Below are 25,725 nucleotides of genomic sequence, written 5' to 3'. Positions count from 1 at the left end.
AATGGTCAAAAAAATCGTATATGGTCTGGCGACCTCGTTGTCTATGTTTGCTGCATTTGCTGTATCGGTAGCGAGTTATGTGTATGTCTATCAGGGAGATACGCCCGAGGAGCTGCTTAAATAAGTATAACTTCATTTCCTTATATACATAGGCTGCCAGTGAGCGGCTTCTTTTTTTGCAAAAAAAATCAGGCGCTCCAATAAGAGCGCCCGAATGGGAGAGGAGAAACCGGACGAAGAGCTTATGGGGAAACGTAAGTCTTCTCCGCGGTTGTCTACGACATTGGTTGAATGCCGATATCCTAAGGATGCCCACGATATGGTTTTTTATACCTCCTCAAACCCTACATTTTTCAAACGGCTATGCATGTGGTACGATAACGTCATAATCTTTATATGGTTATGAACACATATAGAAAATAGGTGAGTTTCAGCGTGAGAGTGGTATCGGGTAGTGCCAAAGGAAGGCCGTTAAAGGCAGTTCCCGGCACAGGGACGCGACCGACCACGGATAAGGTCAAGGAAGCGTTATTTAGCATGATAGGTCCTTATTTTGATGGGGGAGTCGCGCTTGATCTGTTTGCAGGCAGTGGCGGCCTGGGTATAGAGGCGCTCAGCCGGGGAATGGACAAGGCAGTCTTTATTGATATGGAATCAAAAAGTATTGATGTCATTAAAGAAAATTTGCGAAAAACCGGATTGGAAGAACAGGCTGAAGTGTTCCGCAATGATGCCGGACGAGCGCTCAAAGCGCTGGCAAAACGTGGAGCTCTTTTTGATGCTGTTTTTCTGGATCCGCCCTATCGTCTCAAGCATGGTGATGAATTGATGAGCCGTATGGCTGAACTTGACTTGCTTCGTTCCGGGGCAGTCATTGTGCTGGAGTATGAGTCGGGACATAAGTACCTGGAAAGCTTTGGACCGTTCGAACAGGTCAGAAAAGCGGTCTATGGTGAAACAACGTTATCTATCTACCGCTTTGCAGTAGAGCAACCGGACGATGCAGAACATACGGAGGCCGGAATGGAAAAATATGGTATAGCTGAATCAGGCGGGGAGGACCATCATGACTGAGCACAAACCACGTATTGCCGTATATCCGGGGACCTTTGATCCCGTGACGATGGGGCATCAGGATATTATTCAAAGAGCGGCGAGGCAGTTTGATTTGCTGATTGTCGCGGTACTTAACAATATTAGTAAAAATCCACTGTTTTCTCTGGAGGAGCGAATGGAGCTACTGCGGACGGTAACCCGCGATATTCCGAACATTGAGGTGGACAGCTTCCGTGACCTGACAGCCAATTATGTACGTGAAAAAGGGGCTCAGGTTATCGTCAGAGGAATCCGGTCGGTGACAGATTTTGAATACGAGCTGCAATTGGCTTCCACAAACCATAAGCTGAACCCGGATGCTGAAACGATCTTTATGATGACGAACCCGACTTATTCATATCTGAGTTCCAGTATGGTGAAGGAAATCGCCCATTTTGACGGCAAGGTCGTAGATCTGGTGGCTCCTGAGGTCGAGGATGCGCTGCGTGCCAAGGTCAACGCCAAGCGCGGCGACTCCACCATGAAGTCATAAAGGAAATGGCGAGCAGTGTAAGTATAATCGCGCCCAGAAGCACAATAGACAACACGGTCAGTTGCCAGGGATACAGCGACGGACTTTCCAACTGTGTCCACAGGTTGCTGCTCTCCGCCATGACGGAATGCGCGGCGGGATCATAACCGCCTTCAGCGAAGGAAGAAACAGAGCTACGGCTAACATAGGCGGGAAGTGTATTGCTTGTCATACGGCTAAGAGGCGTCCATGCGACGAGTGTAAGGACAAAGGCGATGATGCCATGAAGCACCCTGGATATGGTGAACGTGATGCCTTTGTCCGATGGTTTGGTGACAGCTGTGATTTGGAGCCAGCCGCATAGCCCTCCCCAACCTAGTACGGCGCTGATCAGAGCCGCTTGTGTGCGGAGATCATACGGCAGGCGGCTGATTTCATAGGAACCGAGATGGATTTCCATCCACGCGGGCCATATGAAAGAAAATATTCCTTGGCCTGAGTATATGGATAGCAACCGAATCAGCACGGAAAAGAAAATAATGAATCCACCTGTCATCATAAGCGTCTGTACAGCATGGGATACGGTTTCGCCCAGCAGCTTTCCGAAGCTGCGGCCGTCCCGTTCTCTGGCAGAGCGTGTGGCGTCCCAAGCGGACCGGATGAGAGTGGTAGAAGTACGGGAAACAGAGGTTCGCCGGAGGGCAACTGGCGTTTCCCGTTTTTGCGATTCTTTTGAGGAAGCAGTCAGTCTGACTGTAATCCATCCCGCCAATAGGCCGGAGATCCAGTGAACGGCAAGCAGCATGACGCCTACAGCAGCATTATGCAACAATCCTGTTCCGATAACGAGCAGGATGGTAATCGGATTGCAGAAATGAGCGATAGCGGTCAGTCGTCTAAGCTGGCGCTTGGTCATATCCTCCTGCTGTGCCCATTGGCGCACAGCTTCCGCAGTAGCCGGAAATCCGGCGGTCAGGCCTAGGGCCAGCACCCAGCCGCTTCGCCCCGGAAGACGGAACCAGGAGCGCATGAACGGCTCCAGAAGGACGCCAAGCCCATGCACCAGACCGAAGGCTACAAGCATTTCGGACAGCATCAAAAAAGGGAGCATGGCCGGAAAAATAATGCTCCACCATAGCTTAAGCCCTTGGGCAGAGGCTTGGAACACCTCTTCCGGTGAGGCGACAACAGCCAGCACAAGCAGAATGGCCCCAAGGCCAAGCAACAGGGTTGTCCAATAGGGAGCGGAATGGGCTTCCTTTTGTAGCAAAGGTTTCACCTCTCTGGAAGTGATATGATTTAACATTTTAAAAAACGAACCTCATCGTGCATAAATATAGTAGAGTGCATCGTATGTTGTTTCTAGCGCTTGTTCGCGTTTGTAATCGCCACAGGGTGCTCGTACACGCTGTCGGTAAACAATATGCTTTTTTGTAAGAATTGAGAACAGGCGGCGCAGAGTTGGTTTTGATGAGATAGGAGAAGTTAAGGCTGTGAGGGGGGGGAGAACCGATGAAGCGAATAAACCAGAATAGAGCTTTTTTTACAACCGGATATGTTCTGATCCTGGCCGCTATGGTCTATGTGCTGGTATATATGCCAACCCCATATCTGATCTATGGACCCGGTGGGGCAAATGAAATCAAGCCGATGGTAACCATTCAGGAAGGCGACCGAAGTGAACGGGGGACCTTTATGATGACGACGGTATCGGCGCGTTACGCTAATGTCATTATGCTGGGTATATCGAAGCTGGATGCCAATTCGGAGATTCAGCGCAAGGAGGATCGACTGCACGGCAGGAGCGAAGACGAATATGCAGCAGAGCAGGTGTGGTATATGGGAGATTCCCAGTCTTCTGCGATGGAGGCTGCTTATACCCGGGCTGATATTCCTTATCGCATTGTGCCGGATTATGTGTACGTATTTAAGGTGCCCAGCTCAAATAGTGTGTTTCATCCCGGAGATGAAATTCTGGAGCTGAACGGGGTGAGGGTGACGGATAATCGTTCCATCCGAAACGCCTTGGAGGATGAAAAGGCAGGAACCATGGCCAAGGTGAAGATAAAACGTGATGGCAAGCTGCTGACGGTGCAAGCTCCATTAATGACCATCACAGACAGCGAGACGGGCAAGCAACGACCCGGTTTTGGAGTCAGCATTGCCACGGTTCAGAAAGTAGAGCCAAAGGATGAACGTAAAACGATTCATTTTACGTCAACGGATGTAGGCGGACCCTCGGCTGGTTTGATGTTTACGATGGAAATCTATAATCAACTGACACCGGGTGATCTGAGCAAGGGATATCGTGTTGCCGGTACGGGTACGATTGATAAGAGCGGTAAGGTTGGAGCGATCGGCGGTGCAAAGTATAAAATTGTCGCCGCTGACCGTCAGGGTGCTGAATTGTTTTTCGTCCCGGCGGACAATTATAAGGAAGCCAAGGCCAAAGCCGAGCAAATCGGAACCAAGATGAAGCTCGTTCCGGTTCGCAAGCTTGACGATGCGTTAACTTATATGGAAAAGCTCCCGATCAAACCATGACGGGCGGCCGCAAGTAATCGGCATACATGTCACGGATGGCGGGACTTGGCATTCCGGCCGCGTGTATGGCGGCTGCGGCTGTATCCCAGTCCAGATGGGGATGCGATCCGGCTGACGGCTTGACCCATACCGGAAGGGTGGCTGTCTGCTTCATCTGGGCCAGCAGCTCGCGTCCAGCACCGTTAAAGCCGAGCACGCGGATATAGCCGGGGCCTTTCGCCAGCTCGGAGGGGGCCATATCTGCTTTGGCATGATTCAGCAAAATATGGGTGAACATACGCTGAAGCTTCGTACGCGTGTAGCGCTTTGTCTTGACGGCGGCTAGTAATGCCTCTACGGAGGGCTGGGGCAGCGTGTACAGCGATTGCCGCAGGCGATGCTCCAGCCCTTCGGTCACCTCGTGCAGCTCCGCCAGCTGCTGCGGGCTGCGCGTGATGAGGGCGTTCAGCAACGGCTGGCTGAACGCTTCCCATTGCAGCGGCGCGCGTCCGGCTTGCCATTCACGCCGCAAAATCTCCAGCGTCGCCGCAGGCACGTACGGTGACGCGGCCTCCGGCCCGCCGTCCAGCAGCAGACGGCGGATGGCCGTGGCGCTGGCGATGACTCCGTCCGCGGGCGCCACGGCTTCGTGGTAGCCCGATCCCGTGCGGGCTACGGTGAAGGGCTTGATTGCGCTGTCCAGCCGCTCCAGCGCAATCAAGTAATGCAGCCCCAACGTATTGTTGGGCTGCTGCATGAGGGCGGCTAGCGCAGCGCCGTCCGTCCCTTCAGCCGCGAGCGCGGCTGCGGCCCCCGCGTAAGCGGCGGGATAGCTTGCGCCGCTGCTCAGGCGCTGCGCGATGCCGGCCTTGAGCTCGGCAGGCTCCGCCGCCAGCACGCGGGCCAGCGCTCGCAGTGGGGCGATGTCGCCGCTCTCGCTGCCGAAGCAGAGCGCGTCGACGACGCCAGTGGCGCGGAGCAGGGCGACCGCCCCGTGGGCGAACCATTCTGCGGGCTGGACGGCATAGGCCACAGGCAGCTCCAAAACCAGGTCCACACCCATGGCGAGTGCCATTTCGGTGCGGGACCATTTATCCACAATCGCGGGTTCCCCCCGCTGGAGGAAGGGACCACTCATCACAGCCACCGTGCGCTGTGCGCCAGTGATGCGAAGAGACTCCTTCCAGTGATGAGTGTGACCGTTATGCAGCGGGTTGTATTCTACAATAATACCGAGGGTTTTCAAGGCTGTACGTCGGCTCCTTTCTTTTATTGCTAGTCTGGTGACTATCCTAGAAATGATGGTTATCCATCAGCTAATGATTGTTCTTAGGGGCAGCGATGCTGCTTTTTCGTGATCGGAAATGAACAAGGCCATTGAGACCTGGAGAAAAAAGCTTTATACTCGCATTATTGTACACGAAGAGTGGCGGGGGTACGAATACTCACAGGTACATGATCCATGCAACGTATTTTCGCTTTCGCATAAAACTTGCGGAACCATTGGAAAACCGATGGATTTGTGAGAGGTGTAAAGTGAAAGGTGTTGACAAACGACTCGATCAGTCGGTATAATAATTTTTGTTTGTTTGGAGTGATAGCGATGCAACTATTTTTTCGCAAAGTAGCAACAAGTGATGGTCCTTTTCCGATCCGTGAAGCTCTCAATGTGAGTGAATTGGTGGATGATCGTCCTGATGTTACGGCCGTTTCCCCGCTGGAGACCGATTTGGTCGCCGTTAGTCTGGGTCAAGGCTTAATGAGTGTGGAAGGCACGTTGACCGCAGGTCTGGACATGCTGTGCTCACGCTGTTTAAGTCCGATGCACGAGGATTTGAAGATTGAATTCCGTGAACGGTTCAAGCAAATCTCTTCGGTTGGCGAAGAGAAGGATGAAGATGGCGAATTTATCGCAGTGACGGGGGATTCCTTCGACATTGCACCGTATTGTGAAGAGCTGTTTGTGCTGCACGTGCCGTTTGCGCCTGTGTGCAGTGAGGATTGTCAGGGGATCGCTCCTGCGGCCGGACAAAACTGGAGCGTTGGCTCCGATGACAGTGACGATGGCGATACGAAAAAGATTGATCCGCGTCTGGCAGGGCTTAAGGATTTTTTTAAATGAGAATTGAGTTCAATTCTGACAAATCATCATCTACTTGTGCAGGGGAGTTACAGAACCGACACATGGATGTTGCAGGCTTGATTCACCGGCTGTGAGGTAGCTGCTTCCGGCAGTTTCCTTCAGTCTTGAATGAGATAAGAAGTCACGCCCGTTATACGGGTTGATCTGGTTAAGGAGGTGGGAATAATGGCAGTACCTCAACGGAGAACATCCAAAACTCGTCGCGACAAACGTCGTACTCACTTTAAACTGGCAGTACCAGGTATGGTGAAATGCTCCGAATGCGGCGAATTGAAACTTGCTCACCATGTGTGCAAAGTTTGCGGAACGTACAAAGCTAGAGAGATTATCTCTCAATAATGTCCGATAAGCGGATTCTTTGGAATCTTCGCAGGAAAAGTAGTGCTTCACTCTAGTGAGGCGCTACTTTTTTTTGTCTTCGTACTTTCTTTTTACGGCGGCATGCTATATACTGTTTTAGTACCAGGTTCTAAGAAAGAAGGGCCGAAGGGGTTCTTTATACATACAAGATGACAAATCGGCATGAAGCATTCGCCGCTAGCACGTGAAGTAACCCGAACCGTCGGCTGAACGGTAGTTTATTGCAGGGAAAGGAGGCGCCACAGATATCGAACGTTTGCCAAAGAGACAGAGACAGCAACGGCTGACTCAATTAATTGATGAGAATCCGTTCGTAACGGATCAGGAACTGACGAGACAGCTTAAGGTGAGCATTCAGACGATTCGGCTGGATCGGATGGAATTGGGTATCCCGGAGCTGCGGGAGCGACTGAAGCTGATGGCTGAGCGTTCCTACGATCAGGTTCGCTCCCTGCCTTTACATGAAGTGATCGGGGATATCGTTGATCTCCAGTTGGACAGAAGCGGTATTTCCATTTTTGAAATTAAAGAAGAGCATATCTTTTCACGTACCGGCATTGCGCGGGGGCATTATGTGTTTGCCCAGGCCAATTCATTGGCTGTTGCCGTGATTAATGATGAGATAGCGTTGACCGCTTCAGCGGATATTCGCTTTGTCCGACCCGTTCATTTGGGAGAAAAGTGCATTGCCAAAGCATATGTGCGTTCAAATCCTGAGCAAAAGGGAAAAGCCAAAGTGGAAGTGTTTGCTTACGTGGGAGAAGAAATGGTGTTCCAGGGGAACTTTATCATTTACCGCTCCACAGAGGAAGAGTATAGCGAAGGAGGAAGTCAGCATGCGGATCGCCATTGATGCCATGGGGGGAGACAATGCTCCCGAGGCGACAGTAGAGGGCGCGTTATCTGCGGCGGCGGAATGGAAGGATACAGACATTACGCTGGTTGGTGACCGGGAACGAATCGAATCGGTGCTGAACGGCAGAGTGTTGCCTGCGAATCTCAGCATTCGCCATACATCTGAAACGATAGATGCGCAGGACGAGCCTGTGAAGGCAGTACGACGTAAAAAGGATGCCTCGATGGTCGTAGCTGGCCGAATGGTCAAAGAAGGCGAAGCGGATGCCATGATATCGGCAGGTAATACGGGTGCGCTGATGACGACAGGGTTGCTGGTGGTCGGGAGAATGGAAGGCATTGAGCGCCCTGCTCTCGCACCGATGATTCCGACGATTGACGATCAGGGTGTGCTGGCGCTGGACTTGGGAGCTAATATGGACGCGAAGCCCGAACATCTTGCCCAATATGCGCTGATGGGTAGCTTGTACCGCCAAAAGGTTCATGGTGTGGCTTCCCCCAGAGTGGGTTTACTGAATGTTGGGACGGAAGCCGGGAAGGGCAATGAACTGACGAAACTGGCTTTCCCTCTGATTGAGCAGTTGCCTGTTAATTTTGTAGGTAATGTAGAGTCCAGAGACGTGCTGACCGGGAATTGCGATGTGCTGGTGTGTGACGGATTCGCCGGAAACATCATGCTGAAATCGCTGGAAGGTACGGCGGGTGCGATATTTTCTCTCTTAAAGGAGCAGTTTAGTAAATCTTTAAAGACCAAGCTGGCAGCGGCCCTGATTATGCGTGAGCTTCGCGGTTTGAAAGATAAGCTGGACTACAAAGAGCATGGTGGCGCTCCATTGCTGGGGCTGAGCGGGCTCGTCTTGAAGGGTCACGGTTCATCTGACGGCATTGCCGTCAAAAACGCGGTAAGACAGGCCCGTACGGCCTTGCAAAACCAGTTGGTGGAAAGTATATCCAAGGAAATCAGCAGGAAGTGAGTGACGATATGAATAATTTGCGGTCGGTTGGTGTTATCGGAACAGGGAAATACGTGCCTGAGAAAATATTGACGAACAAAGATTTGGAAGCAATTGTGGAAACAAGTGACGAATGGATTGTCAGTCGTACAGGAATTCAGGAGCGCCACATTGCGGCTCCAGAGCAGGCCACATCCGATCTGGCTTATGAAGCAGCGATTAAGGCATTGGCATCCGCAGGTATGACCGCACAGGATTTGGATCTGATCATTGTTGCTACGGTTACGCCGGACATGGCGTTTCCTTCGACTGCCTGTATTCTTCAGGACAAGCTCGGAGCCAAAGGCGCAGCGGCTTTTGATTTGTCTGCGGCATGCTCAGGGTTTGTATATGGGCTAGCAACTGCGACGAGCTTTATTAAGACGGGCATTTATAATAATGCGTTAATCATTGGGGCAGACTGTCTTTCCCGGATCACGGATTATACAGACCGCAATACTTGTGTTCTTTTCGGAGACGGTGCAGGAGCTGTAGTAATTGGTGAAGTACCTGAGGGTAGAGGATTCCAATCCTTTGATCTTGGTGCCGAAGGAGCAGGAGGCGGATTGCTTAAGCTGGAAGCTGGCGGTTCACGTTTGCCTGCAAGTGCGGATACCGTAGAAAACAAGCAACACTATATTTATATGAACGGACGCGAAGTGTTCAAGTTCGCGGTACGTGTTATGGGAACGGCAACTGTCGATGTGCTTGAAAAAGCGGGGCTTTCCAAAGATGATATTGATTTGTTCGTTCCGCATCAAGCCAATATTCGCATTATTCAATCGGCGATGCAGCGTTTGGATCTACCGGAAGAAAAGGTTATCATTAATGTTCATAAATATGCGAATACATCAGCTGCATCAATTCCTCTTGCGCTTGTAGAAGCAGCCGAGGAAGGTCGCATGAAGGAAGGCGACCGGGTATTAATGGTGGGCTTCGGCGGTGGTTTGACTTGGGGCGCGTCGGTTCTTGTCTGGTAAGAAAGCGGCGGGTTTGATACAATATTGAATTTGTCTGGTACTTTACAGGACAAGCATTGGATACAGAGAGGTGCATACACGATGGGCAAAACGGCATTTATATTTCCCGGTCAGGGTTCACAAGCTGTAGGTATGGCTAAAGATGTTTATGAAGCGGTTCCTGCAGCAAGAGAAGTGTTCCGCCAAGCGGACGAACGGTTGGGTTTCGCGCTAAGCTCACTGATTTTTGAAGGTCCAGATACAGCCTTGAAGCAAACATCCAATACGCAACCTGCGCTGTTGACGGCGAGCATTGCGTTGTATGAAGCGTTCGAGGAAAAGGGCATTCGCCCTGATTACGTGGCTGGACACAGTCTTGGAGAATACAGCGCGCTCGTTGCTTCTGGCGTACTTGCATTTGAAGATGCAGTTGAGATCGTTCGTACTCGTGGGGAGTTCATGGAACAAGCCATTCCTGACGGACAAGGCGGGATGGCTGCTGTACTGGGAGCCGACCGTGAAGCGCTGGCGACACTATGCCGTGATATTACGGAATCCGGTCAACTGGTCGAATTGGCGAACATCAACTGCCCGGGGCAGATTGTCGTATCCGGTGCGAAGGAGGGCGTAGCCGCTGTCGCTGAACGCGTGAAGGAAGCGGGTGGTAAGCGTGCTATTACTTTGGAGGTCAGTGGTCCTTTTCATTCTTCGTTGATGAAGGAAGCAGCGATTAAGTTGTCCGGCAAGCTGGAAGACGTAGCTTTCTCCAAAGCTCAGGTTCCGGTTGTAGCCAATGTCACAGCGAAACCTGTGCGTGAGGGTGGCGAAATTCGCCAGCTACTGGTCGAGCAGGTCTATTCCCCGGTATTGTGGGAAGACAGTGTAGCATGGCTGCTGGAGCAGGGAGTTGACACTTTTGTCGAGTTCGGACCGGGCAGTGTTTTGACCGGACTGGTTAAAAAGATCGATAAAACGGTTAAGCTGTATAATATAAGCAGCCTGGAATCGCTTGTTTCGGTAACGGAAGCCTTGGAGGCCCGTTAAAAGTAGCAATTATCGCCTTAACGGTTATATACTTGCAAGGGGAGGCTGGATGATGTCTAAGCCATTAAGTGGAAAAACGGCGCTCGTTACAGGGGCGTCACGGGGGATCGGCCGCAGTATCGCATTGGCGTTGGCTGAAGCAGGCGCTAATGTAGCGGTAAACTACGCTGGTAGTGAAGCGGCTGCGGCAGAGGTTGCGGAGCAAATTCGTGCCAAAGGCGTGGAAGCTATTACGGTTCAGGCTAATGTCGGTCGCGCCGACGAGGCAGATCGGTTAATCAAGGATGTGATCGGCGCTTGGGGCAAGATCGATATTCTGGTGAATAATGCCGGAATAACAAGAGATAATTTAATCATGCGTATGAAGGAAGAGGAGTTCGATCAGGTGATCGAAACGAATCTGAAAGGTGTGTTTAATTGCCTCAAGGCAGCGACTCGTCCGATGATGAAGCAGCGTTCCGGTCGCATCATCAATATTTCTTCCGTTGTCGGCGTACTCGGCAATGCAGGACAAGCCAACTATGTGGCTGCCAAAGCAGGAGTGATCGGTCTTACCAAATCGTCCGCGAGGGAGCTTGCTTCGAGAGGTATTACAGTCAACTGCGTAGCCCCGGGATTCATTGATACCGAAATGACACAGGTGCTTGCTGATGATTTGCGTGACAATATGCTCAGCGGTATTCCGCTGGCCCGTCTCGGACGGCCTGAGGAAATTGCGGATGTGGTGCTATTTTTGGCCTCTGATGCTTCCTCATACATGACGGGCCAGACTTTGCATGTGGATGGCGGCATGTACATGTAGCTACATGTAGCTAATCCGCATGCCCCGAAGAAGAGTAGTGATTGAAAACTCTCTTCTATGGCATTTTAATTGTAATTTTCGTATAATACCTAAGGAGGAGGTGAGCCGGATGTCCGACGTATTGGAGCGCGTAAAGCGCATTGTCGTTGACCGTTTGGGAGCCGACGAAGCCGAAGTTACACTTGAAGCATCTTTCAAAGATGATTTAGGCGCTGATTCTCTCGATGTAGTTGAATTGGTTATGGAATTGGAAGATGAGTTTGATATGGAAATCTCTGATGAAGATGCAGAGAAAATTACAACCGTAGGTGAAGTTGTAAAGTACATACAATCTCATACCTAATTCAAGTCAACAAAAGTCCCGTTCTGTTACAGGCGGGACTTTCTCCTAATCATACAGATTGAACTAAAGACGGAATTGCCGCGTGTTCTTGAGCTTGGCTCGGCATGACTTAGTCAAGGGTGGGAGTAAGCGGCATTACTAACTTTAGTTGATTCTATATTATTTTTGCACACAAGAGCGTACGGCCTTGAAATACAATATGCAGTAGACATAGAGGTGATTATCTTTGAAACAACGTGTTGTCATAACAGGAATGGGTGTAATCACTTCGCTGGGACAGGATTTGAACACACTGTGGGATAATCTGATGGCTGGAAAATCTGGCGTCAGTGAAATCGAAGCTTTCGATACCAGTGAATATACAACGAAAATTGCGGCTTCTATTAAGGATTTTAATCCTGAGGATTATATAGAGCGCAAGGATGCCCGAAAAATGGATCGTTTTGTACAATTCGCCGTTGCCGCCAGTAAATTGGCACTCAAGGATAGCGGACTCGTAATCGGAGAGAACGCCGATGCCGAGCGTGTTGGTGTATCCGTTGGCTCCGGTATTGGCGGATTGGGTACCTGGGAGGATCAGCACAATGCGCTGATTGAAAAAGGACCTAAACGCGTAAGCCCTTTCTTTATCCCGATGATGATTGCTAATATGGGTTCCGGTCAAGTGTCGATTTCACTCGGCGCTAAAGGACCTAATACATCACCGGTTACGGCTTGTGCAACGGGTAGTCATGCGATCGGCGATTCGTTCCGCATGATTCAGCGTGGTGATGCTGACGCTATGATTTGCGGCGGAGCTGAGGCAACTATTCGTCCGATTGGAATGGCTGGCTTTTGTTCGATGCGGGCGATGTCCACTCGCAATGATGAGCCTGAGAAGGCAAGCCGTCCTTTTGACACAGACAGAGACGGATTTGTTATGGGCGAAGGCTCCGGTGTTCTGATTCTGGAATCGTTGGAGCACGCATTGAAGCGCGGCGCACGTATTTACGGCGAAGTGATCGGCTACGGTCTGTCCGGCGATGCACATCATATGACAGAGCCAGATCCGGATGGTGCAGCACGCTGTATTAAAATGGCGATCCGCGACGCAGGGTTGAATCCTGAGGATATTGATTATATCAATGCGCATGGTACATCCACGCCAGTCGGTGACAAATCGGAAACAGAAGCGGTTAAGAAAACGCTTGGAGACCACGCCTATAAAGTGGCGATTAGCTCAACCAAGTCAATGACGGGGCACTTGTTGGGTGCAGCTGGCGGTGTTGAAGCCGTGATCTGCGGATTGGCTCTCCAGCATCAGACCATTCCGCCGACGATTAATCTGGATAATCAGGACCCGGCTTGCGATCTCGATTATGTACCTAACGAGCCGAGAAAAGCGAAACTGAATGTAGTGATGTCCAATTCCTTTGGTTTTGGTGGTCACAATGCTACGGTTATTCTAAAAAAATATGAAGCGTAAGGGGTCAGTTCGTTGAGTGGAGACTTGAAGCAATTACAGCAGAAACTTCATATTCAATTCAACAACCGGCAGCTTCTGAAGCAGGCCTTTACGCACGCTTCCTACGTAAACGAACATCGGTTCAGTCAGCATGCAGACAATGAGCGGCTTGAATTTTTAGGCGACGCAGTTCTGGAGCTGACCGTATCCGAGCAATTGTACAATCAGTACCCTAACCGGCCGGAAGGCGAGCTGACCAAGCTGCGTGCAGCCATTGTCTGTGAGCCTTCCCTGGTGAAATTTGCTGTCGGACTTGAGTTCGGGCAATATGTACTGCTTGGCAAAGGTGAAGAGCTGACAGGCGGACGTACTCGTCCGGCTCTGTTGGCCGATGTATTCGAAGCGTTCGTAGGCGCGCTTTATTTGGATCAGGGTCTGGATGCCGTCCGGTCGTTTCTGGAACATTATATTTTTCCTCAAATTGTGTTAAACGGTAAGCTTCAGATGAGTGATTTCAAAACAGAGCTTCAGGAACTGACGCAGCATCATAACATGGGGATGCTTGAATACAAGATTGTGGAGGAGCGCGGACCTGCCCATGAGCGCGAGTTTGTAGCTGAGGTATATATGGACAGCGAACGGCTGGGTACAGGTACAGGACGCTCCAAAAAAGAAGCTGAGCAGCAGGCGGCGGCAGTAGCCTTAAACCGTTTGAAGCTGGCAGAATCGTAATCGGTACCTGAGCGGCCCGGACGGGTTACACGAGCAGGGGACACAAAGTAAGAGCAAAGGGCAGTCCGCGGGGAGTCCCGGCCCGCAATGGCGAATGGACTGCGTTTTGCTCTTTTTTCGTGGCTTTGCTACTGTAGCTTTGTATGTCTTTGCCGCGCTTTATCCGCGGTAGTCTTGTGCTACAATAGGGATAATTCTTGTTAACCAGGTAAACGGTGTTGTACAAGCATATTTAAATGTTAGAGGTGAGATTGAGTATGTTTTTAAAGCGCATTGAGCTGGCGGGCTTCAAATCGTTTGCAGATAAAACGGAGATGGAATTTGTCCGCGGCATTACAGCGGTCGTCGGACCCAACGGAAGCGGAAAGAGTAATATATCCGACGGTATTCGCTGGGTGCTGGGTGAACAGAGCGCCAAATCACTGCGCGGCGGTAAAATGGAGGACATTATTTTTGCGGGTAGTGATGCTCGTAAGGCTGTTAATTACGGTGAAGTGTCGCTTACGCTGGATAATGAGGATCAGGCGTTGCCGCTTGATTTTGGAGAAGTCACGGTCACGCGGCGTGTGCATCGCAGTGGAGATAGTGAATATTTTATTAACCGACAATCATGCAGACTCCGTGATATTACCGAGCTGTTTATGGATACAGGTATTGGTAAAGAAGCTTATTCCATTATCGGACAGGGGCGCATTGAAGAGATTTTGAGTACCCGTTCCGAGGACCGCCGGGGGATTTTTGAGGAAGCGTCCGGTATCGTGAAATATAAATCACGTAAAAAAGACGCGGTTCGCAAGTTGGATGACACGGAGCAAAATTTGCTTCGGATTCATGATTTGGTCAGTGAGCTGGAGGATCAGATCGGACCGCTCAAGGAGCAGTCGGAAAAGGCAATCCACTTTAAGGAGCTGCGGGGTGAACTGAAATCGAAGGAAATTTCGATGTATGTCCATCAGATTGAGCAGATTCATACCTCGTGGAGCGATGCGACTTCCAAGCTGGCTTTGTTGCAGCAGGAGCAGCTACAGCTGTCTACGGTGGTGTCCCGTCATGATGCGATGCTGGAGAGCGATCGTAATGAGCTGCGTCAGCTGGAGGAGCAAGTGGAACGGCTGCAAAGGGATCTGTTGCAATACAGTGAAGCTACGGAAAAGAGCGAAGGCTACGGCGAACTGTTAAAAGAGCGCACACGCAATCTGGAGGCAAACCGGGAGCAGCTCATTTTATCGCTCAGCACGAGCGAATCACGTCATTCCGAGCGCAAAAGTGAGCTGGATCTACTGAACGAAAAACTGTCTGCATTGGCTGTCGAGCTTGACGAGCTGCGTGAACGGCTATCCGACGAAGAGGCGAAGCTGATTGGTGTCACAGGTGGAATCAGCCAGGAGCAGGAGGAAAGCCTGAAGGGCGGACTGCTGGAGCTGATGAATCAGATGGCACAGGCCCGTAACGAAATCCGTTATACCGACCAGCAGAAGGAAGCGTTGGAACGGCGGGTGACTCGCGTAAGTGACGAATCCGGCAAATGGGAAGCCCAGAAAGCTGGACTGGAACAGCGTAAAAAGGGTTTGGAAACGGCTGTTCAGAAGCTTGGTCAGGAAATCAGCAGTCTGCGCAGCGGATATATTCAGGGAAGCGAAAAATACCAGGCGCTGCAAAAGCTGCTGGAAGAAAGCCAGGGTACTGTCCGCAAATGGGAACAAAAACGTGAGGCCCAAATTTCACGCCGAGATACGATGAAGGAAATGCAGGATGACTTCGACGGCTTTATGCTGGGCGTTAAAGAAGTGCTGAAGGCGGCACGCAAAGAAACCCTGCATGGCGTGCATGGAGCTGTAGCAGAGCTGATCCGGGTACCTGAGCATTTGGAGCAGGCGATGGAAACGGCTTTGGGCGCTTCGATGCAGCATATCGTGATGGAAAATGAATCGGTGTCCAGACAGGCGATCAGCTTTTTGAAGCAGCGTCAGCTGGGCAGAGCGACGTTTTTGCCTATGGATGTTATCCGTCCGCGTCAAATTGGGGCGGGTGAACGCCAAATCGTGGAAGGCGCCGAGGGTTTTGTCGGAATCGGTGCGGATCTTGTTCAGTATGACGAACGGTATGCTGGCATTGTAGGCAGCCTTCTGGGAAATGTGGTTATTGCCCGTACGCTGGAAGATGCGAACCGTATTGCGGCTCGTTGCCAATATAGATATCGCGTCGTGACGCTGGAAGGCGATGTCGTCAATGCAGGTGGTTCCATGACAGGTGGTAGCCAATTCAAGAAAAATGCCAATTTGCTTGGACGTAAACGTCAGCTGGATCAGCTTGATCAGGATATTATCGATACGGAGCAACAAATTGCAAGGCTGCGTCAGAGCTCGGTAGATGCAAAACGTCAGTTGGAAGAGACACAGACCCGTTTGGACGAGCTGCGTCAGGGCGGCGATGTGAAGCGCGGCGAAGAGCAGCAGGCAGCAATGGAACTCAAGCAACTGGAGCATGAGCTTCGTCATGTTCTGGAGCAGGTGGCTGCATCTGGTCAGGAGAAGAAGGGTTTTGATCAGGAGATCAAGGAGCTGGAAGCTTCCCGTGAAGAGGCGTTGCTAAAATTAGCTGCGCTGGAGGAAGAAGAGAAGAAAACCCACCAGGCTATCCATGCCGCTGAATTTGCCCGTAAGGCCAACGAATCTGCCAAAGAACAGTTACAGGGAGAACTTACGAATCTCAAGGTAAGAGAAGGAAAGCTGGATCAGGAGCGTTTTTCACTGGAAGAACAGCTGCGTAGATTACGGGGGGATTATGATACCCTTGGCAAGGATTCGAGACAGAACAAGACCTTGCTTGCTTCCATCGAAGCTGATCTGCTGACCAATGAGCAGGAAAGCGTGAAGCAGATTGAAAATCTCAATCAGTATCGGCTTAAAAAGGATGAGGCTTCGCAGCAATTGGAATTTAAGCGTGCTGCACGCAGCAGCTTGTCCAAAAAGCTGGAAGTGGCCGAAAACGAGACGAAAGAGCAACGCGTTCAGCTCAAGTCTGTTGAGGAACAGCTTCGCCAGACAGAAATTGGAGTGAATCGGCTTGATGTAGAGCTGGAGAACGTCCTGAAAAAATTGAGTGATGACTATGAACTCAGCTATGAGCTGGCCAAGCAGCGTTATCCGATACCAGAAGATATAGAAGGTACGCAGGCCGAGGTGCAAAGGCTCAAACGCGGTATTTCCGCATTGGGCGAAGTAAACCTGGGTGCCATTGAGGAATACCAGCGTGTGCATGAGCGTTATACGTTTCTCGATGAGCAGAAGTCTGATCTGGTCGAGGCCAAGACAACGCTCTATCAGGTTATTCGAGAAATGGATGATGAAATGTCCAAACGCTTCAAAGCCACTTTCGATGCCATCCGGCGCGAATTTGGTACGGTGTTCTCCAAGCTGTTCGGAGGCGGACGTGCCGATCTGGTGCTAATTGACCCGGAACGCATGTTAGAGACGGGAATTGACATCGTAGCCCAGCCGCCAGGCAAAAAACTGCAAAATTTGCAGCTACTGTCAGGAGGCGAGCGGGCGTTAACGGCGATGGCGCTATTGTTTGCCATTTTACATGTCAAGCCTGTCCCATTCTGTGTGCTGGATGAAGTAGAGGCCGCACTGGACGAAGCCAACGTGGTGCGTTTTGCCCAATATTTACGGGAGTTCTCCGAGCAGACACAATTCATTGTAGTTACACATCGCAAGGGCACGATGGAAGAAGCCGATGTACTGTATGGGGTTACGATGGAAGAAGGCGGGGTTTCCAAGCTCGTATCCGTCAAGCTGGACAATGATGAAGCTGAGATTGCCTAACATAAAATAACATACTTTCAGATCAACGGAGGGAACCTATGAGTTTCTTTAGGAAATTGAAGGAAAGCATTGCAAGCAAAACCGAATCCGTCACCAAACAGTTCAAGGACGGTTTAGAAAAAACACGCAAAGGTTTTGTTGAAAAAGTATCGGATCTGATGATTCGCCGCAAGAAGATTGATGAGGAGTTTTATGAGGAGCTGGAAGAAATTCTGATCGGTGCCGATGTTGGCGTCAACACCGTTATGAACCTCATTGAAGACCTGCGAGGAGAAGTGAAAAAACGCAAAATCGAGGACGCATCCGAGCTACAGCCTGTATTATCGGAAAAGCTGTCTGAGTTGCTGCGGGGCAATGACAACAGTCAGCTTCAAATGAGCCCTGACGGGATTACGGTCATTCTGTTCGTCGGTGTCAATGGTGTCGGCAAAACAACAACAATTGGCAAGCTGGCGCACCGTTTTAAACAAGAGGGTAAAAAAGTGTTGCTGGCCGCCGGGGATACGTTCCGTGCTGGCGCGATTGAACAACTGGAGGTATGGGGCGAAAGGGCTGGTGTAGAGGTCATTAAACAGCAGTCCGGTTCTGATCCAGCCGCGGTTATGTTTGATGCGGTACAGGCTGCCAAGCAGCGTCAGGTGGATGTGTTACTGTGTGATACCGCAGGACGTCTCCAGAATAAAAGCAATCTGATGGAGGAACTGAACAAAATTTTCCGTGTAATCCAGCGTGAAATTCCCGATGCTCCCCATGAAGTACTGCTGGTACTCGATGCGACGACCGGACAAAATGCGCTCAACCAAGCCAAAATGTTTGGCGAGAAAAGTGGCGTAACCGGGCTGGTGCTGACGAAGCTGGATGGTACAGCGAAGGGTGGTATTGTCGTGGCGATCCGCCAAGAGCTGAATTTGCCGGTGAAGCTGGTAGGCTTGGGTGAAAAGGTGAATGATCTCCAGCCATTTGATTCCGAGCAATTCGTTCATGCGTTGTTCGCTGGTTTGATTCAGGAAGAAGGCGTTGATGAAAACGCTCTGGGTGAGGAAGAACAGGCTTAATCAGGTTTGTTGTAAGGTTGGACGAGGCTTTTTTGATCTTAAGACCTGCCAGGTCTGGGGCTAAGTAGGGTCCGGTTGCTGCGTGAGATCACAGGGATGTATAATGAAAGAAAAGGGTCTGTCGGCGCCGGATATGAATTTTTTTGGATGTAAAAATATTTCACAGGAAGCCGGGTGAAGAACCAATGGCGAATACCTATACTTATTCCCGCAGGGAAGAAATAGCCAATGCGATCACACATGGAATTGGAGCCGTTTTAAGTGTGGCGGCACTTGTGCTGCTCATTGTTTTTGCAAGCTTGAAAGGGACCACTTGGCATGTCGTCAGTTTCACGATTTACGGAATTACGATGCTGCTGTTATACACCAATTCCACGTTGCTTCATAGTCTGCGCGAAGGAAAATTGAAGGATTTGTTCGAAATATTCGATCATTCTTGCATTTACCTGTTCATTGCAGGCAGCTACACCCCGTTTATGCTCGTTGCACTGCGCGGGACATTAGGTTGGACGCTGTTTGGCGTTATTTGGGGAATCGCCCTGTTTGGTGTGCTATTCAAGGCATTCTTCACCAAGCGCTTCCTGTTCATGTCTACCGTGTTCTACATCGTGATGGGCTGGCTCATCACGATTGCCTGGAACCCGCTGGTGGCGGCTGTTCCCGCCGGGGGCATGACGCTATTGTTCCTGGGCGGTCTAATGTATACGCTGGGCACAATCTTCTATGTGTGGCGGGCGTTTCCGTATCATCACGCGATCTGGCATCTGTTTGTTCTGGCAGGCAGCATACTTCATTTTCTGGCTGTTCTGCTGTATCTTACCCCGGTAAGAGTTTAAACCCTAGTAGGCAAAAAGCCGATTCGTACTTCCGTTTAAGGGCAGTGAATCGGCTTTTTTTTGGTTGACAAGGGATAACGCTTGACATCTTCTTTTCTTTTATGTATGATAAGGATCGTTGAAAAGAACTGTAAAGTGTTTTTCCTTGACGATGGAGGTATACGCGATGAGTCAGGAGAATCGGCTGGAAAAGACAAACCGGATTAACCGACTGTTTGACTTCTATGAACCTCTGCTTACGGAGAAGCAACAGATGTTTTTGAAATATTACTTCCATGACGATTTTTCTCTGGGAGAGATTGCTTCGGAATTTCAAATTAGCCGTCAGGCCGTGTATGAGCATATTAAACGTGCCGAGCAGGTGCTGGAAATGTATGAGGAAAAGCTCGGATTGCTTAGTAAACACGAGCGCAGAAGCCGAGACCTGGAAGAACTAAATACTGCATTGTATGAGGCCTTCGATAAAATCGGTGAACCCGATGATGGCACTCTGCAACATGTTCATCAAATTGTAAATCGCCTGCAGGAATTGTAGGTCATATAGATTAGTAAACAAACAACCCTGGTAGACAAGGAGGTGCGAAAATATGGCATTTGAAGGATTATCGACCCGCTTGCAAAATGTATTCAGTAAACTGCGCGGCAAAGGAAAAGTGTCTGAGGATGATGTAGCTCAGGCGATGCGCGAAGTACGATTAGCTTTGCTGGAGGCGGACGTTAACTTCAAGGTTGTAAAGGACTTTATTGCCAAGGTGAAGGAGAAATCCGTCGGCAAGGAAGTGATGGACAGCTTTACACCAGGTATGGTAATCATCGACATCGTGAACAAGGAACTGACCGAGTTGATGGGTGGCAGTCAAGCCAAGCTTGCCAAGGCAAACAAACCGCCTACGGTCATTATGATGGTGGGTCTCCAGGGCGCAGGTAAGACGACGACATCCGGTAAGCTGGCGAAGTTGCTGCAAAAGCAAAATCATCGCCCATTGCTTGTAGCTGGTGATATATATAGACCGGCTGCGATCAAGCAGCTACAGGTACTTGGTGAGCAGATTAATGCTCCTGTATTTACGCTTGGTGATCAGACAAGCCCGGTGGAGATTGCAAAACAGGGCTTACAGCATGCCAAGGATAACGGTAATGACTACGTTATTATAGATACTGCCGGTCGTCTTCACGTGGATGAAGAGCTTATGGAAGAGTTGCGTCAGATTCATGTGAACGTCAAGCCAGACGAAGTTCTGCTGGTTGTTGACAGCATGACAGGTCAGGATGCGGTAAACGTCGCGGAGCACTTTAACACTAGCTTGGAGTTAACAGGGGTTGTACTAACGAAGCTGGACGGCGATACCCGCGGTGGTGCGGCCCTGTCGGTTAAAGCTGTGACCGGATGCCCGATCAAGTTTGCTACATTGGGTGAAAAGCTGGATGCAATGGAGCCGTTTCATCCGGAACGGATGGCTTCACGGATTTTGGGTATGGGCGACATGTTGTCCCTGATTGAAAAAGCGCAATCCAATATCGACGCCGATAAGGCGAAGGAAATGGAACGGAAAATGCGCAATGCTGAATTTACCTTCGAAGATTTTCTGGAGCAGATGGATCAAGTTAAAAAGCTTGGACCAATCGACCAGATTCTCGATATGATTCCCGGCATGGGCAATATGAAGCAAATGAAAGATGTCAAAGTGGATGACAAGCAGATGGGCCGGATTGAGGCTATCGTTCATTCCATGACCACACAAGAAAAGCAAAACCCGGACATGATTAATCATAGCCGCCGCAAACGGATTGCTGTAGGCAGTGGAACATCACTGGCTGAGGTAAACCGCCTGATCAAGCAATTTGATGAAATGCGGCGCATGATGAAGCAGTTCTCAGACATGATGGGACCCAAGGGTGGCAAAAACAAAGCCCTGAAGCAGTTGAAGGGTATGGGTAAAGGTATGAAGTTTCCTTTCCGTTAAGGCCAATAGGCCGTTGGAATTATAGGATAACAATATACAGTCTACTTTTTGAAGGAGGTGAATTTTCGTGGCAGTTCGTATTCGTCTGAAACGTATGGGTGCACATAAAGCTCCTTTCTATCGCGTCGTGGTATCGGATTCCCGTTCCCCGCGTGACGGTCGTTTTATCGAAGAAATCGGTTATTACAACCCTATTACAGTACCAGCGGTTGTAAAAATTGATGAAGATAAAGCGTTGAAATGGTTGCAAGATGGTGCACAAGCATCCGATACAGTCCGCAACTTGCTTAGCAAAGCGGGCGTAATGAAAAAGTTTCATGAGCTTAAACAACAGAAATAAGGTGCTGATGCGGAGGGTCAACCATGGAAGAATTAGTGATAATCATTGCTAAGGCTTTAGTCGATCATCCGGAAGATGTAACCGTGAAGACCTTGGAGAAGGATCGGTTTGTCGTATATGAGCTTAGCGTGCATCCTGAGGATGTAGGCAAAATCATTGGCAAGCAGGGTCGTATCGCCAAGGCGCTTCGCACTGTGGTTGCATCAGCAGCCGTTAAGATGGATAAACGGGTTACCGTAGACATCATATCTTAAAGATATACGAAAGTGGGTTAGGATGTATGTCCTAACCCTTTTTCGTACATGATGAAGATGATATGGAGCGGGACCGATTATATGCAGGAGGAACACGATGCAGCAATTCTTTAATGTCGGGAAAATTGTGAATACACACGGAATCCGCGGCGAGCTTAAAATATTAACGACGACTGATTTCCCGGAGGATCGTTTTGCCAAAGGAAGTGAGCTGTTGATCATTCCTGCGGATGGTAAAGCGCCGATCCCTGTAACTATTGAAATAGCACGTTTTCAAAAAAATATGGTTGTAGCCAAATTCGAGGAATATCATAACATCAATGATGTTGAAAAGTATAAAGGCAGCTTATTGAAGGTGTCCGCTGAACGGCTAGGCGAACTAGAGGAAAATGAGTTCTATTTTCATGAAGTTGTTGGCTTGGAAGTAGTGACAGCAGATGGAGAAAAGCTTGGTGTGGTGAAGGAGATTTTGACACCAGGAGCTAACGATGTATGGGTAGTTACAATGCCTGATGGCAAGGAACTGCTGTTGCCGTATATAGAAGATGTCATTTTGAATGTAAACGTGCCTGAAAAACGGGTTACGGTACGGTTGATGGAAGGACTACTGTAATGCGGGTGGATGTGCTAACCCTGTTTCCCGAAATGTTTGACGGTGTATTTAATGCAAGCATTCTGGGAAAAGCAAGGGAGAAGGGAATCATATCACTGCAAGCGGTTAATTTTCGCCAATATGCCGGGAACAAGCACGGTCAAGTGGATGATACACCCTATGGCGGCGGGGGCGGGATGGTATTGAAGCCTGACCCGATTTTCACTGCGGTGGAGACGTTATTGGATGAAGCAGAGCATCCAACCATATTAGGGAACACAGACGAAGTTGTTCAAGGTGAAGAGGCCGGATTGAGTGCAGGTTTGAAAGCTCCGCGTATTATTTTGATGTGTCCGCAAGGTGAGACTTTTACGCAAAAGAAAGCGGAGGAGCTTGCTAAAGAGGACCATCTTATTTTTATATGCGGGCATTATGAGGGCTATGATGAGCGTATTCGCGAGTATTTGGTGACGGATGAGCTTTCTATCGGAGATTATGTGTTGACTGGTGGGGAACTGCCCGCCATGGTCGCTATAGATAGTATGGCACGGTTGCTGCCTGGAGTTCTGGGCAATGAAACGAGTGCAGTAACGGACTCTTTCAGTACGGGGCTGCTGGAGTACCCGCATTATACCAGGCCTGCTGAGTTTCGGGGCTGGAAGGTACCAGAGGTGCTGTTGTCAGGACATCACGTTAACATTGATGTATGGAGACGGCAGGAGGCACTGCGTCGTACGATGGAACGTCGACCGGATCTGCTGGAGCAGGCTGAATTGACAAGCAAGGAACGGGTATGGATAGAGGAACAGCGCAAGATGGATTGATCATGGGAAGAGTGTATTGAAGAGCTTTAGCAATGAGTGGATTTGAAAGCAGGTGCTAACCTGTTTTATAATGTAATTAATTAAATATAATGTTTGGTCAAATCCCTTTTTCTTGTTGCAATGCGGTATCCTCCATGATACAATACATCTGTTGTGTGTAATACGGTGGTCCTCTGTGGATGATGAAGGAAACGGATGTGTTTCCAGAAGATGCATGAACACCTGTACGGAAGGAGGGAGTCATAGATGAATATCGTCCAAGCGATCACTGAAGAACAACTGCGTAAAGATTTGCCTAACTTTCGTCCCGGTGACACTTTGAAAGTGCACGTGAAAGTTATTGAGGGAACTCGTGAGCGTATCCAGTTGTTTGAAGGTGTTGTAATTAAACGCCGTGGTGGTGGAATCAGTGAGACTTTTACAGTTCGTAAAATTTCTTACGGTGTAGGTGTGGAAAGAACTTTCCCGCTTCATTCCCCGAAAATCGATAAAATCGACGTGGCTCGCCGTGGTAAAGTGCGTCGTGCGAAGCTTTATTATCTTCGTGAACTGCGCGGTAAAGCAGCGAGAATTAAAGAAATTCGTCGTTAATACAACGAATAACGAAAGGGGCTTGATTACAAGCTCCTTTCGTTTTTTCTACGTACATAGGGAACTGTGGATTATTGACCGTAAAGAGAGGACAGTGAGCTATGGAGCAAGAAGTAGGACAAGGAGCTATACAGCATCCGACTGAACAGGATGGTACACCCAAGCGTAAACCGAAAAATGAGATTTTTGAGTGGATCAAGGCCATCGTTATCGCGTTAGTGTTGGTCTTTTTAATCCGTTGGTTTCTTTTTAAGCCGTTTATTGTGGATGGCCCGTCGATGCAGCCAAACTTTCATACCGGAGAACGTGTCATTGTAAATGAAATTTTGTATGATTTCCGTTCCCCAAAACCGGGAGAGGTAATCGTGTTTCATGTGCCGGATGAAGGAAGAGACTTCATAAAGCGCGTCATTGCCGTTGAGGGCGACACGGTTAAGGTAGAAGGTGACACGATTACGGTGAATGGTAAACCTATTCAGGAGCCTTACTTGAAAGCTCCAGTGGAGGAAGCGCATCAAAATGGTGAGCTTTACAACAAGTTTACAAATTTCCCAAATGAAAATTTTAAGGATGGTAAAGTTCCGGCAGGACATATTTTTGTTATGGGGGATAACCGTTCCAACAGTACAGACAGTCGGATGATTGGATATATTGATTTGAAGGAAGTCGTCGGTCGTGCTGATGTTATTTTCTGGCCGGTGAAGGATATGAAGTGGATTAACCACTAGAACAACTAATATGCAGCATAGCTGCCGTAATCCTGACGCATAACCCTATGGGAAACGTTAGGAGTTACGATCAATGAGGTGATGACGGTGACGATACAATGGTTTCCTGGTCATATGACCAAAGCGCGCCGCCAAATTGAAGCAAAATTAAAGCTGATTGATTTGGTAATTGAGTTGATTGATGCTCGATTGCCGCTTTCCAGCCGAAATCCAATGATTGATGATATTTTGCAGGGCAAGCCGCGAATGATTATTTTAAATAAGGCAGATTTGGCGGACCCGGTCGTATCACAGCAGTGGATTGCCTACTTTAAGGAGCAAGGGCATATTGCCTTTCAGGTGGATGCTACAACAGGCACAGGGATGAAAGAAATTCCGGTTCAGGCCAAGTTGCTGCTTAAGGAAAAGATAGATCGGCAGATTTCTAAAGGTATGAATCCGCGCCCTATGCGTGCTTTGATTGTTGGTATTCCGAATGTCGGTAAATCGACTCTGATCAACCGTATGGCAGGACGTAGCATTGCGGCTACAGGCGATCGTCCTGGGGTGACGAAGGCACAGCAATGGATCAAGATTGGTGAAATTGAGCTGCTGGATACACCGGGTATTTTGTGGCCCAAATTCGAGGATCAGAATGTTGGTTATCGTCTGGCAGTTACAGGCGCGATCAAGGAAGAGATTTTGAATGTTGAGGATATCGCTTTTTTCGCGACAAAATATTTGGTTCAATATTACTGGGATGAGCTGGCAGCGCGCTTTGAGCTGACTGAACGTCCCGTGGATACGGAAAATGCCGATGAAATTGTCAGTGTCATGGAAGCGATTGGACGTAAACGCGGCTGTATTGTCAGCGGTGGACGTGTAGATCTCGAAAAGTCGTCAAAAATCATTTTACGTGAGCTGCGTGCAGGTAAGCTGGGACGTTTCAGTTTGGAAGCTCCTTACTGATT

The 25,725-nt window shown here is 49.5% G+C and carries 28 protein-coding genes; 26 read left to right on the top strand and 2 right to left on the bottom strand.

Annotated elements, in window-relative coordinates; all coding sequences use genetic code 11:
* Position 1: 1 nt before the first annotated feature.
* From QD47_RS30485 to coaD, 3 genes are all read left to right on the top strand, one after another.
* Positions 2-124 carry a cyclic lactone autoinducer peptide gene (locus tag QD47_RS30485; protein WP_014281032.1) on the top strand — a complete coding sequence of 41 codons (123 nt, stop codon included), beginning with the start codon at positions 2-4 and terminating at the stop codon, positions 122-124.
* A gap of 311 nt (positions 125-435) precedes the next feature.
* Positions 436-1,074: a 16S rRNA (guanine(966)-N(2))-methyltransferase RsmD gene (gene rsmD / locus QD47_RS04095; protein ID WP_044644910.1), complete on the top strand. Its 639-nt coding sequence runs from the start codon at positions 436-438 to the stop codon at positions 1,072-1,074.
* The gene (coaD, locus tag QD47_RS04090) at positions 1,067-1,588 is read left to right on the top strand and encodes a pantetheine-phosphate adenylyltransferase (RefSeq protein WP_044644909.1); all 522 of its coding nucleotides are present in this window, start codon (positions 1,067-1,069) and stop codon (positions 1,586-1,588) included. Before rsmD ends, coaD begins: the two co-directional genes overlap by 8 nt.
* Here the strand turns inward: coaD and QD47_RS04085 are convergent.
* A complete protein-coding gene (locus QD47_RS04085; RefSeq protein ID WP_235332178.1) occupies positions 1,551-2,846 on the bottom strand; it encodes a nucleoside recognition protein in 1,296 nt (431 codons plus the stop codon). The genes coaD and QD47_RS04085 overlap by 38 nt on opposite strands.
* A gap of 233 nt (positions 2,847-3,079) precedes the next feature.
* Here QD47_RS04085 and QD47_RS04080 point away from each other — a divergent pair, with 233 nt between their 5' ends.
* The gene (locus QD47_RS04080; protein ID WP_044644907.1) at positions 3,080-4,111 is read left to right on the top strand and encodes a SepM family pheromone-processing serine protease; all 1,032 of its coding nucleotides are present in this window, start codon (positions 3,080-3,082) and stop codon (positions 4,109-4,111) included.
* Here the strand turns inward: QD47_RS04080 and QD47_RS04075 are convergent.
* Positions 4,101-5,336 (bottom strand): nucleotidyltransferase, encoded by a 1,236-nt coding sequence (locus tag QD47_RS04075; protein WP_044644906.1) that lies wholly within the window; start codon positions 5,334-5,336, stop codon positions 4,101-4,103. The genes QD47_RS04080 and QD47_RS04075 overlap by 11 nt on opposite strands.
* A gap of 357 nt (positions 5,337-5,693) precedes the next feature.
* Between QD47_RS04075 and QD47_RS04070 the strand changes: the two genes are divergently transcribed.
* The 22 genes from QD47_RS04070 to ylqF all read left to right on the top strand — a co-directional run bounded on the left by QD47_RS04070 (position 5,694) and on the right by ylqF (position 25,723).
* Positions 5,694-6,212 (top strand): YceD family protein, encoded by a 519-nt coding sequence (locus tag QD47_RS04070; RefSeq protein ID WP_044644905.1) that lies wholly within the window; start codon positions 5,694-5,696, stop codon positions 6,210-6,212.
* A 186-nt stretch (positions 6,213-6,398) separates the two neighbouring features.
* Positions 6,399-6,572, top strand: coding sequence for a 50S ribosomal protein L32 (rpmF, locus tag QD47_RS04065; protein WP_007429979.1), 174 nt, complete (start codon positions 6,399-6,401; stop codon positions 6,570-6,572).
* A gap of 277 nt (positions 6,573-6,849) precedes the next feature.
* Positions 6,850-7,446, top strand: coding sequence for a transcription factor FapR (gene fapR, locus QD47_RS04060; protein ID WP_044644904.1), 597 nt, complete (start codon positions 6,850-6,852; stop codon positions 7,444-7,446).
* The gene (gene plsX / locus QD47_RS04055; RefSeq protein ID WP_044644903.1) at positions 7,430-8,422 is read left to right on the top strand and encodes a phosphate acyltransferase PlsX; all 993 of its coding nucleotides are present in this window, start codon (positions 7,430-7,432) and stop codon (positions 8,420-8,422) included. The genes fapR and plsX overlap by 17 nt, the downstream gene beginning before the upstream one ends.
* Before the next feature lie 8 nt (positions 8,423-8,430).
* The gene (locus QD47_RS04050; protein ID WP_044644902.1) at positions 8,431-9,420 is read left to right on the top strand and encodes a beta-ketoacyl-ACP synthase III; all 990 of its coding nucleotides are present in this window, start codon (positions 8,431-8,433) and stop codon (positions 9,418-9,420) included.
* 81 nt (positions 9,421-9,501) lie between these two features.
* Entirely contained in the window at positions 9,502-10,443 is a 942-nt protein-coding gene (gene fabD, locus QD47_RS04045; protein ID WP_044644901.1) for an ACP S-malonyltransferase, read from the top strand.
* Positions 10,444-10,495: 52 nt separating this feature from the next.
* Positions 10,496-11,245, top strand: a complete 750-nt coding sequence (gene fabG, locus QD47_RS04040) for a 3-oxoacyl-[acyl-carrier-protein] reductase (protein ID WP_044644900.1) — start codon at positions 10,496-10,498, stop codon at positions 11,243-11,245.
* Positions 11,246-11,354: 109 nt separating this feature from the next.
* Positions 11,355-11,588 carry an acyl carrier protein gene (locus QD47_RS04035; protein ID WP_007429985.1) on the top strand — a complete coding sequence of 78 codons (234 nt, stop codon included), beginning with the start codon at positions 11,355-11,357 and terminating at the stop codon, positions 11,586-11,588.
* Between the two features lie 226 nt (positions 11,589-11,814).
* Positions 11,815-13,053: a beta-ketoacyl-ACP synthase II gene (gene fabF, locus QD47_RS04030; protein ID WP_044644899.1), complete on the top strand. Its 1,239-nt coding sequence runs from the start codon at positions 11,815-11,817 to the stop codon at positions 13,051-13,053.
* 12 nt (positions 13,054-13,065) lie between these two features.
* The gene (gene rnc / locus QD47_RS04025; protein ID WP_044644898.1) at positions 13,066-13,764 is read left to right on the top strand and encodes a ribonuclease III; all 699 of its coding nucleotides are present in this window, start codon (positions 13,066-13,068) and stop codon (positions 13,762-13,764) included.
* Positions 13,765-14,021: 257 nt separating this feature from the next.
* On the top strand, positions 14,022-17,591 hold the full coding sequence (gene smc, locus QD47_RS04020; RefSeq protein ID WP_044644897.1) for a chromosome segregation protein SMC: 3,570 nt from the start codon (positions 14,022-14,024) through the stop codon (positions 17,589-17,591).
* A 38-nt stretch (positions 17,592-17,629) separates the two neighbouring features.
* Positions 17,630-18,646, top strand: coding sequence for a signal recognition particle-docking protein FtsY (gene ftsY / locus QD47_RS04015; protein WP_044644896.1), 1,017 nt, complete (start codon positions 17,630-17,632; stop codon positions 18,644-18,646).
* Between the two features lie 185 nt (positions 18,647-18,831).
* Entirely contained in the window at positions 18,832-19,482 is a 651-nt protein-coding gene (trhA, locus tag QD47_RS04010) for a PAQR family membrane homeostasis protein TrhA (protein ID WP_044644895.1), read from the top strand.
* 166 nt (positions 19,483-19,648) lie between these two features.
* Complete coding sequence (locus QD47_RS04005; protein ID WP_044644894.1) at positions 19,649-20,017, top strand: putative DNA-binding protein; 369 nt, start codon at positions 19,649-19,651, stop codon at positions 20,015-20,017.
* 52 nt (positions 20,018-20,069) lie between these two features.
* The gene (ffh, locus tag QD47_RS04000; RefSeq protein ID WP_044644893.1) at positions 20,070-21,446 is read left to right on the top strand and encodes a signal recognition particle protein; all 1,377 of its coding nucleotides are present in this window, start codon (positions 20,070-20,072) and stop codon (positions 21,444-21,446) included.
* Positions 21,447-21,513: 67 nt separating this feature from the next.
* Complete coding sequence (gene rpsP / locus QD47_RS03995) at positions 21,514-21,786, top strand: 30S ribosomal protein S16 (protein ID WP_014281051.1); 273 nt, start codon at positions 21,514-21,516, stop codon at positions 21,784-21,786.
* Between the two features lie 23 nt (positions 21,787-21,809).
* A complete protein-coding gene (locus QD47_RS03990; protein WP_044644892.1) occupies positions 21,810-22,040 on the top strand; it encodes a KH domain-containing protein in 231 nt (76 codons plus the stop codon).
* A 97-nt stretch (positions 22,041-22,137) separates the two neighbouring features.
* A complete protein-coding gene (gene rimM / locus QD47_RS03985) occupies positions 22,138-22,653 on the top strand; it encodes a ribosome maturation factor RimM (protein ID WP_044644891.1) in 516 nt (171 codons plus the stop codon).
* On the top strand, positions 22,653-23,456 hold the full coding sequence (gene trmD / locus QD47_RS03980) for a tRNA (guanosine(37)-N1)-methyltransferase TrmD (protein WP_044644890.1): 804 nt from the start codon (positions 22,653-22,655) through the stop codon (positions 23,454-23,456). Before rimM ends, trmD begins: the two co-directional genes overlap by 1 nt.
* A 246-nt stretch (positions 23,457-23,702) precedes the next feature.
* A complete protein-coding gene (gene rplS / locus QD47_RS03975; protein WP_010346403.1) occupies positions 23,703-24,047 on the top strand; it encodes a 50S ribosomal protein L19 in 345 nt (114 codons plus the stop codon).
* Between the two features lie 101 nt (positions 24,048-24,148).
* Entirely contained in the window at positions 24,149-24,775 is a 627-nt protein-coding gene (gene lepB, locus QD47_RS03970; RefSeq protein ID WP_044644889.1) for a signal peptidase I, read from the top strand.
* A gap of 87 nt (positions 24,776-24,862) precedes the next feature.
* The gene (gene ylqF / locus QD47_RS03965; RefSeq protein ID WP_044644936.1) at positions 24,863-25,723 is read left to right on the top strand and encodes a ribosome biogenesis GTPase YlqF; all 861 of its coding nucleotides are present in this window, start codon (positions 24,863-24,865) and stop codon (positions 25,721-25,723) included.
* Positions 25,724-25,725 lie beyond the last annotated feature (2 nt).

The sequence above is a fragment of the Paenibacillus terrae genome, from assembly GCF_000943545.1.
GTDB lineage: Bacteria > Bacillota > Bacilli > Paenibacillales > Paenibacillaceae > Paenibacillus > Paenibacillus terrae_A.
The sequence above is the reverse complement of the archived record's forward strand: the minus strand, read 5'-3'. Positions and strand labels throughout refer to the sequence as shown.

What these genes read in the sequence shown, in the direction of transcription:
- QD47_RS04035 (WP_007429985.1), top strand. Translation starts at nt 11,355, where the DNA reads ATGTCCGACGTATTGGAGCGCGTAAAGCGCATTGTCGTTGACCGTTTG.
- rplS (WP_010346403.1), top strand. Translation starts at nt 23,703, where the DNA reads ATGAATATCGTCCAAGCGATCACTGAAGAACAACTGCGTAAAGATTTG.
- plsX (WP_044644903.1), top strand. Translation starts at nt 7,430, where the DNA reads ATGCGGATCGCCATTGATGCCATGGGGGGAGACAATGCTCCCGAGGCG.
- QD47_RS30485 (WP_014281032.1), top strand. Translation starts at nt 2, where the DNA reads ATGGTCAAAAAAATCGTATATGGTCTGGCGACCTCGTTGTCTATGTTT.
- fabG (WP_044644900.1), top strand. Translation starts at nt 10,496, where the DNA reads ATGTCTAAGCCATTAAGTGGAAAAACGGCGCTCGTTACAGGGGCGTCA.
- trmD (WP_044644890.1), top strand. Translation starts at nt 22,653, where the DNA reads ATGCGGGTGGATGTGCTAACCCTGTTTCCCGAAATGTTTGACGGTGTA.
- QD47_RS04080 (WP_044644907.1), top strand. Translation starts at nt 3,080, where the DNA reads ATGAAGCGAATAAACCAGAATAGAGCTTTTTTTACAACCGGATATGTT.
- QD47_RS03990 (WP_044644892.1), top strand. Translation starts at nt 21,810, where the DNA reads ATGGAAGAATTAGTGATAATCATTGCTAAGGCTTTAGTCGATCATCCG.
- QD47_RS04050 (WP_044644902.1), top strand. Translation starts at nt 8,431, where the DNA reads ATGAATAATTTGCGGTCGGTTGGTGTTATCGGAACAGGGAAATACGTG.
- ftsY (WP_044644896.1), top strand. Translation starts at nt 17,630, where the DNA reads ATGAGTTTCTTTAGGAAATTGAAGGAAAGCATTGCAAGCAAAACCGAA.
- rpmF (WP_007429979.1), top strand. Translation starts at nt 6,399, where the DNA reads ATGGCAGTACCTCAACGGAGAACATCCAAAACTCGTCGCGACAAACGT.
- rimM (WP_044644891.1), top strand. Translation starts at nt 22,138, where the DNA reads ATGCAGCAATTCTTTAATGTCGGGAAAATTGTGAATACACACGGAATC.
- trhA (WP_044644895.1), top strand. Translation starts at nt 18,832, where the DNA reads ATGGCGAATACCTATACTTATTCCCGCAGGGAAGAAATAGCCAATGCG.
- smc (WP_044644897.1), top strand. Translation starts at nt 14,022, where the DNA reads ATGTTTTTAAAGCGCATTGAGCTGGCGGGCTTCAAATCGTTTGCAGAT.
- ffh (WP_044644893.1), top strand. Translation starts at nt 20,070, where the DNA reads ATGGCATTTGAAGGATTATCGACCCGCTTGCAAAATGTATTCAGTAAA.
- QD47_RS04070 (WP_044644905.1), top strand. Translation starts at nt 5,694, where the DNA reads ATGCAACTATTTTTTCGCAAAGTAGCAACAAGTGATGGTCCTTTTCCG.
- lepB (WP_044644889.1), top strand. Translation starts at nt 24,149, where the DNA reads ATGGAGCAAGAAGTAGGACAAGGAGCTATACAGCATCCGACTGAACAG.
- QD47_RS04005 (WP_044644894.1), top strand. Translation starts at nt 19,649, where the DNA reads ATGAGTCAGGAGAATCGGCTGGAAAAGACAAACCGGATTAACCGACTG.
- coaD (WP_044644909.1), top strand. Translation starts at nt 1,067, where the DNA reads ATGACTGAGCACAAACCACGTATTGCCGTATATCCGGGGACCTTTGAT.
- fabD (WP_044644901.1), top strand. Translation starts at nt 9,502, where the DNA reads ATGGGCAAAACGGCATTTATATTTCCCGGTCAGGGTTCACAAGCTGTA.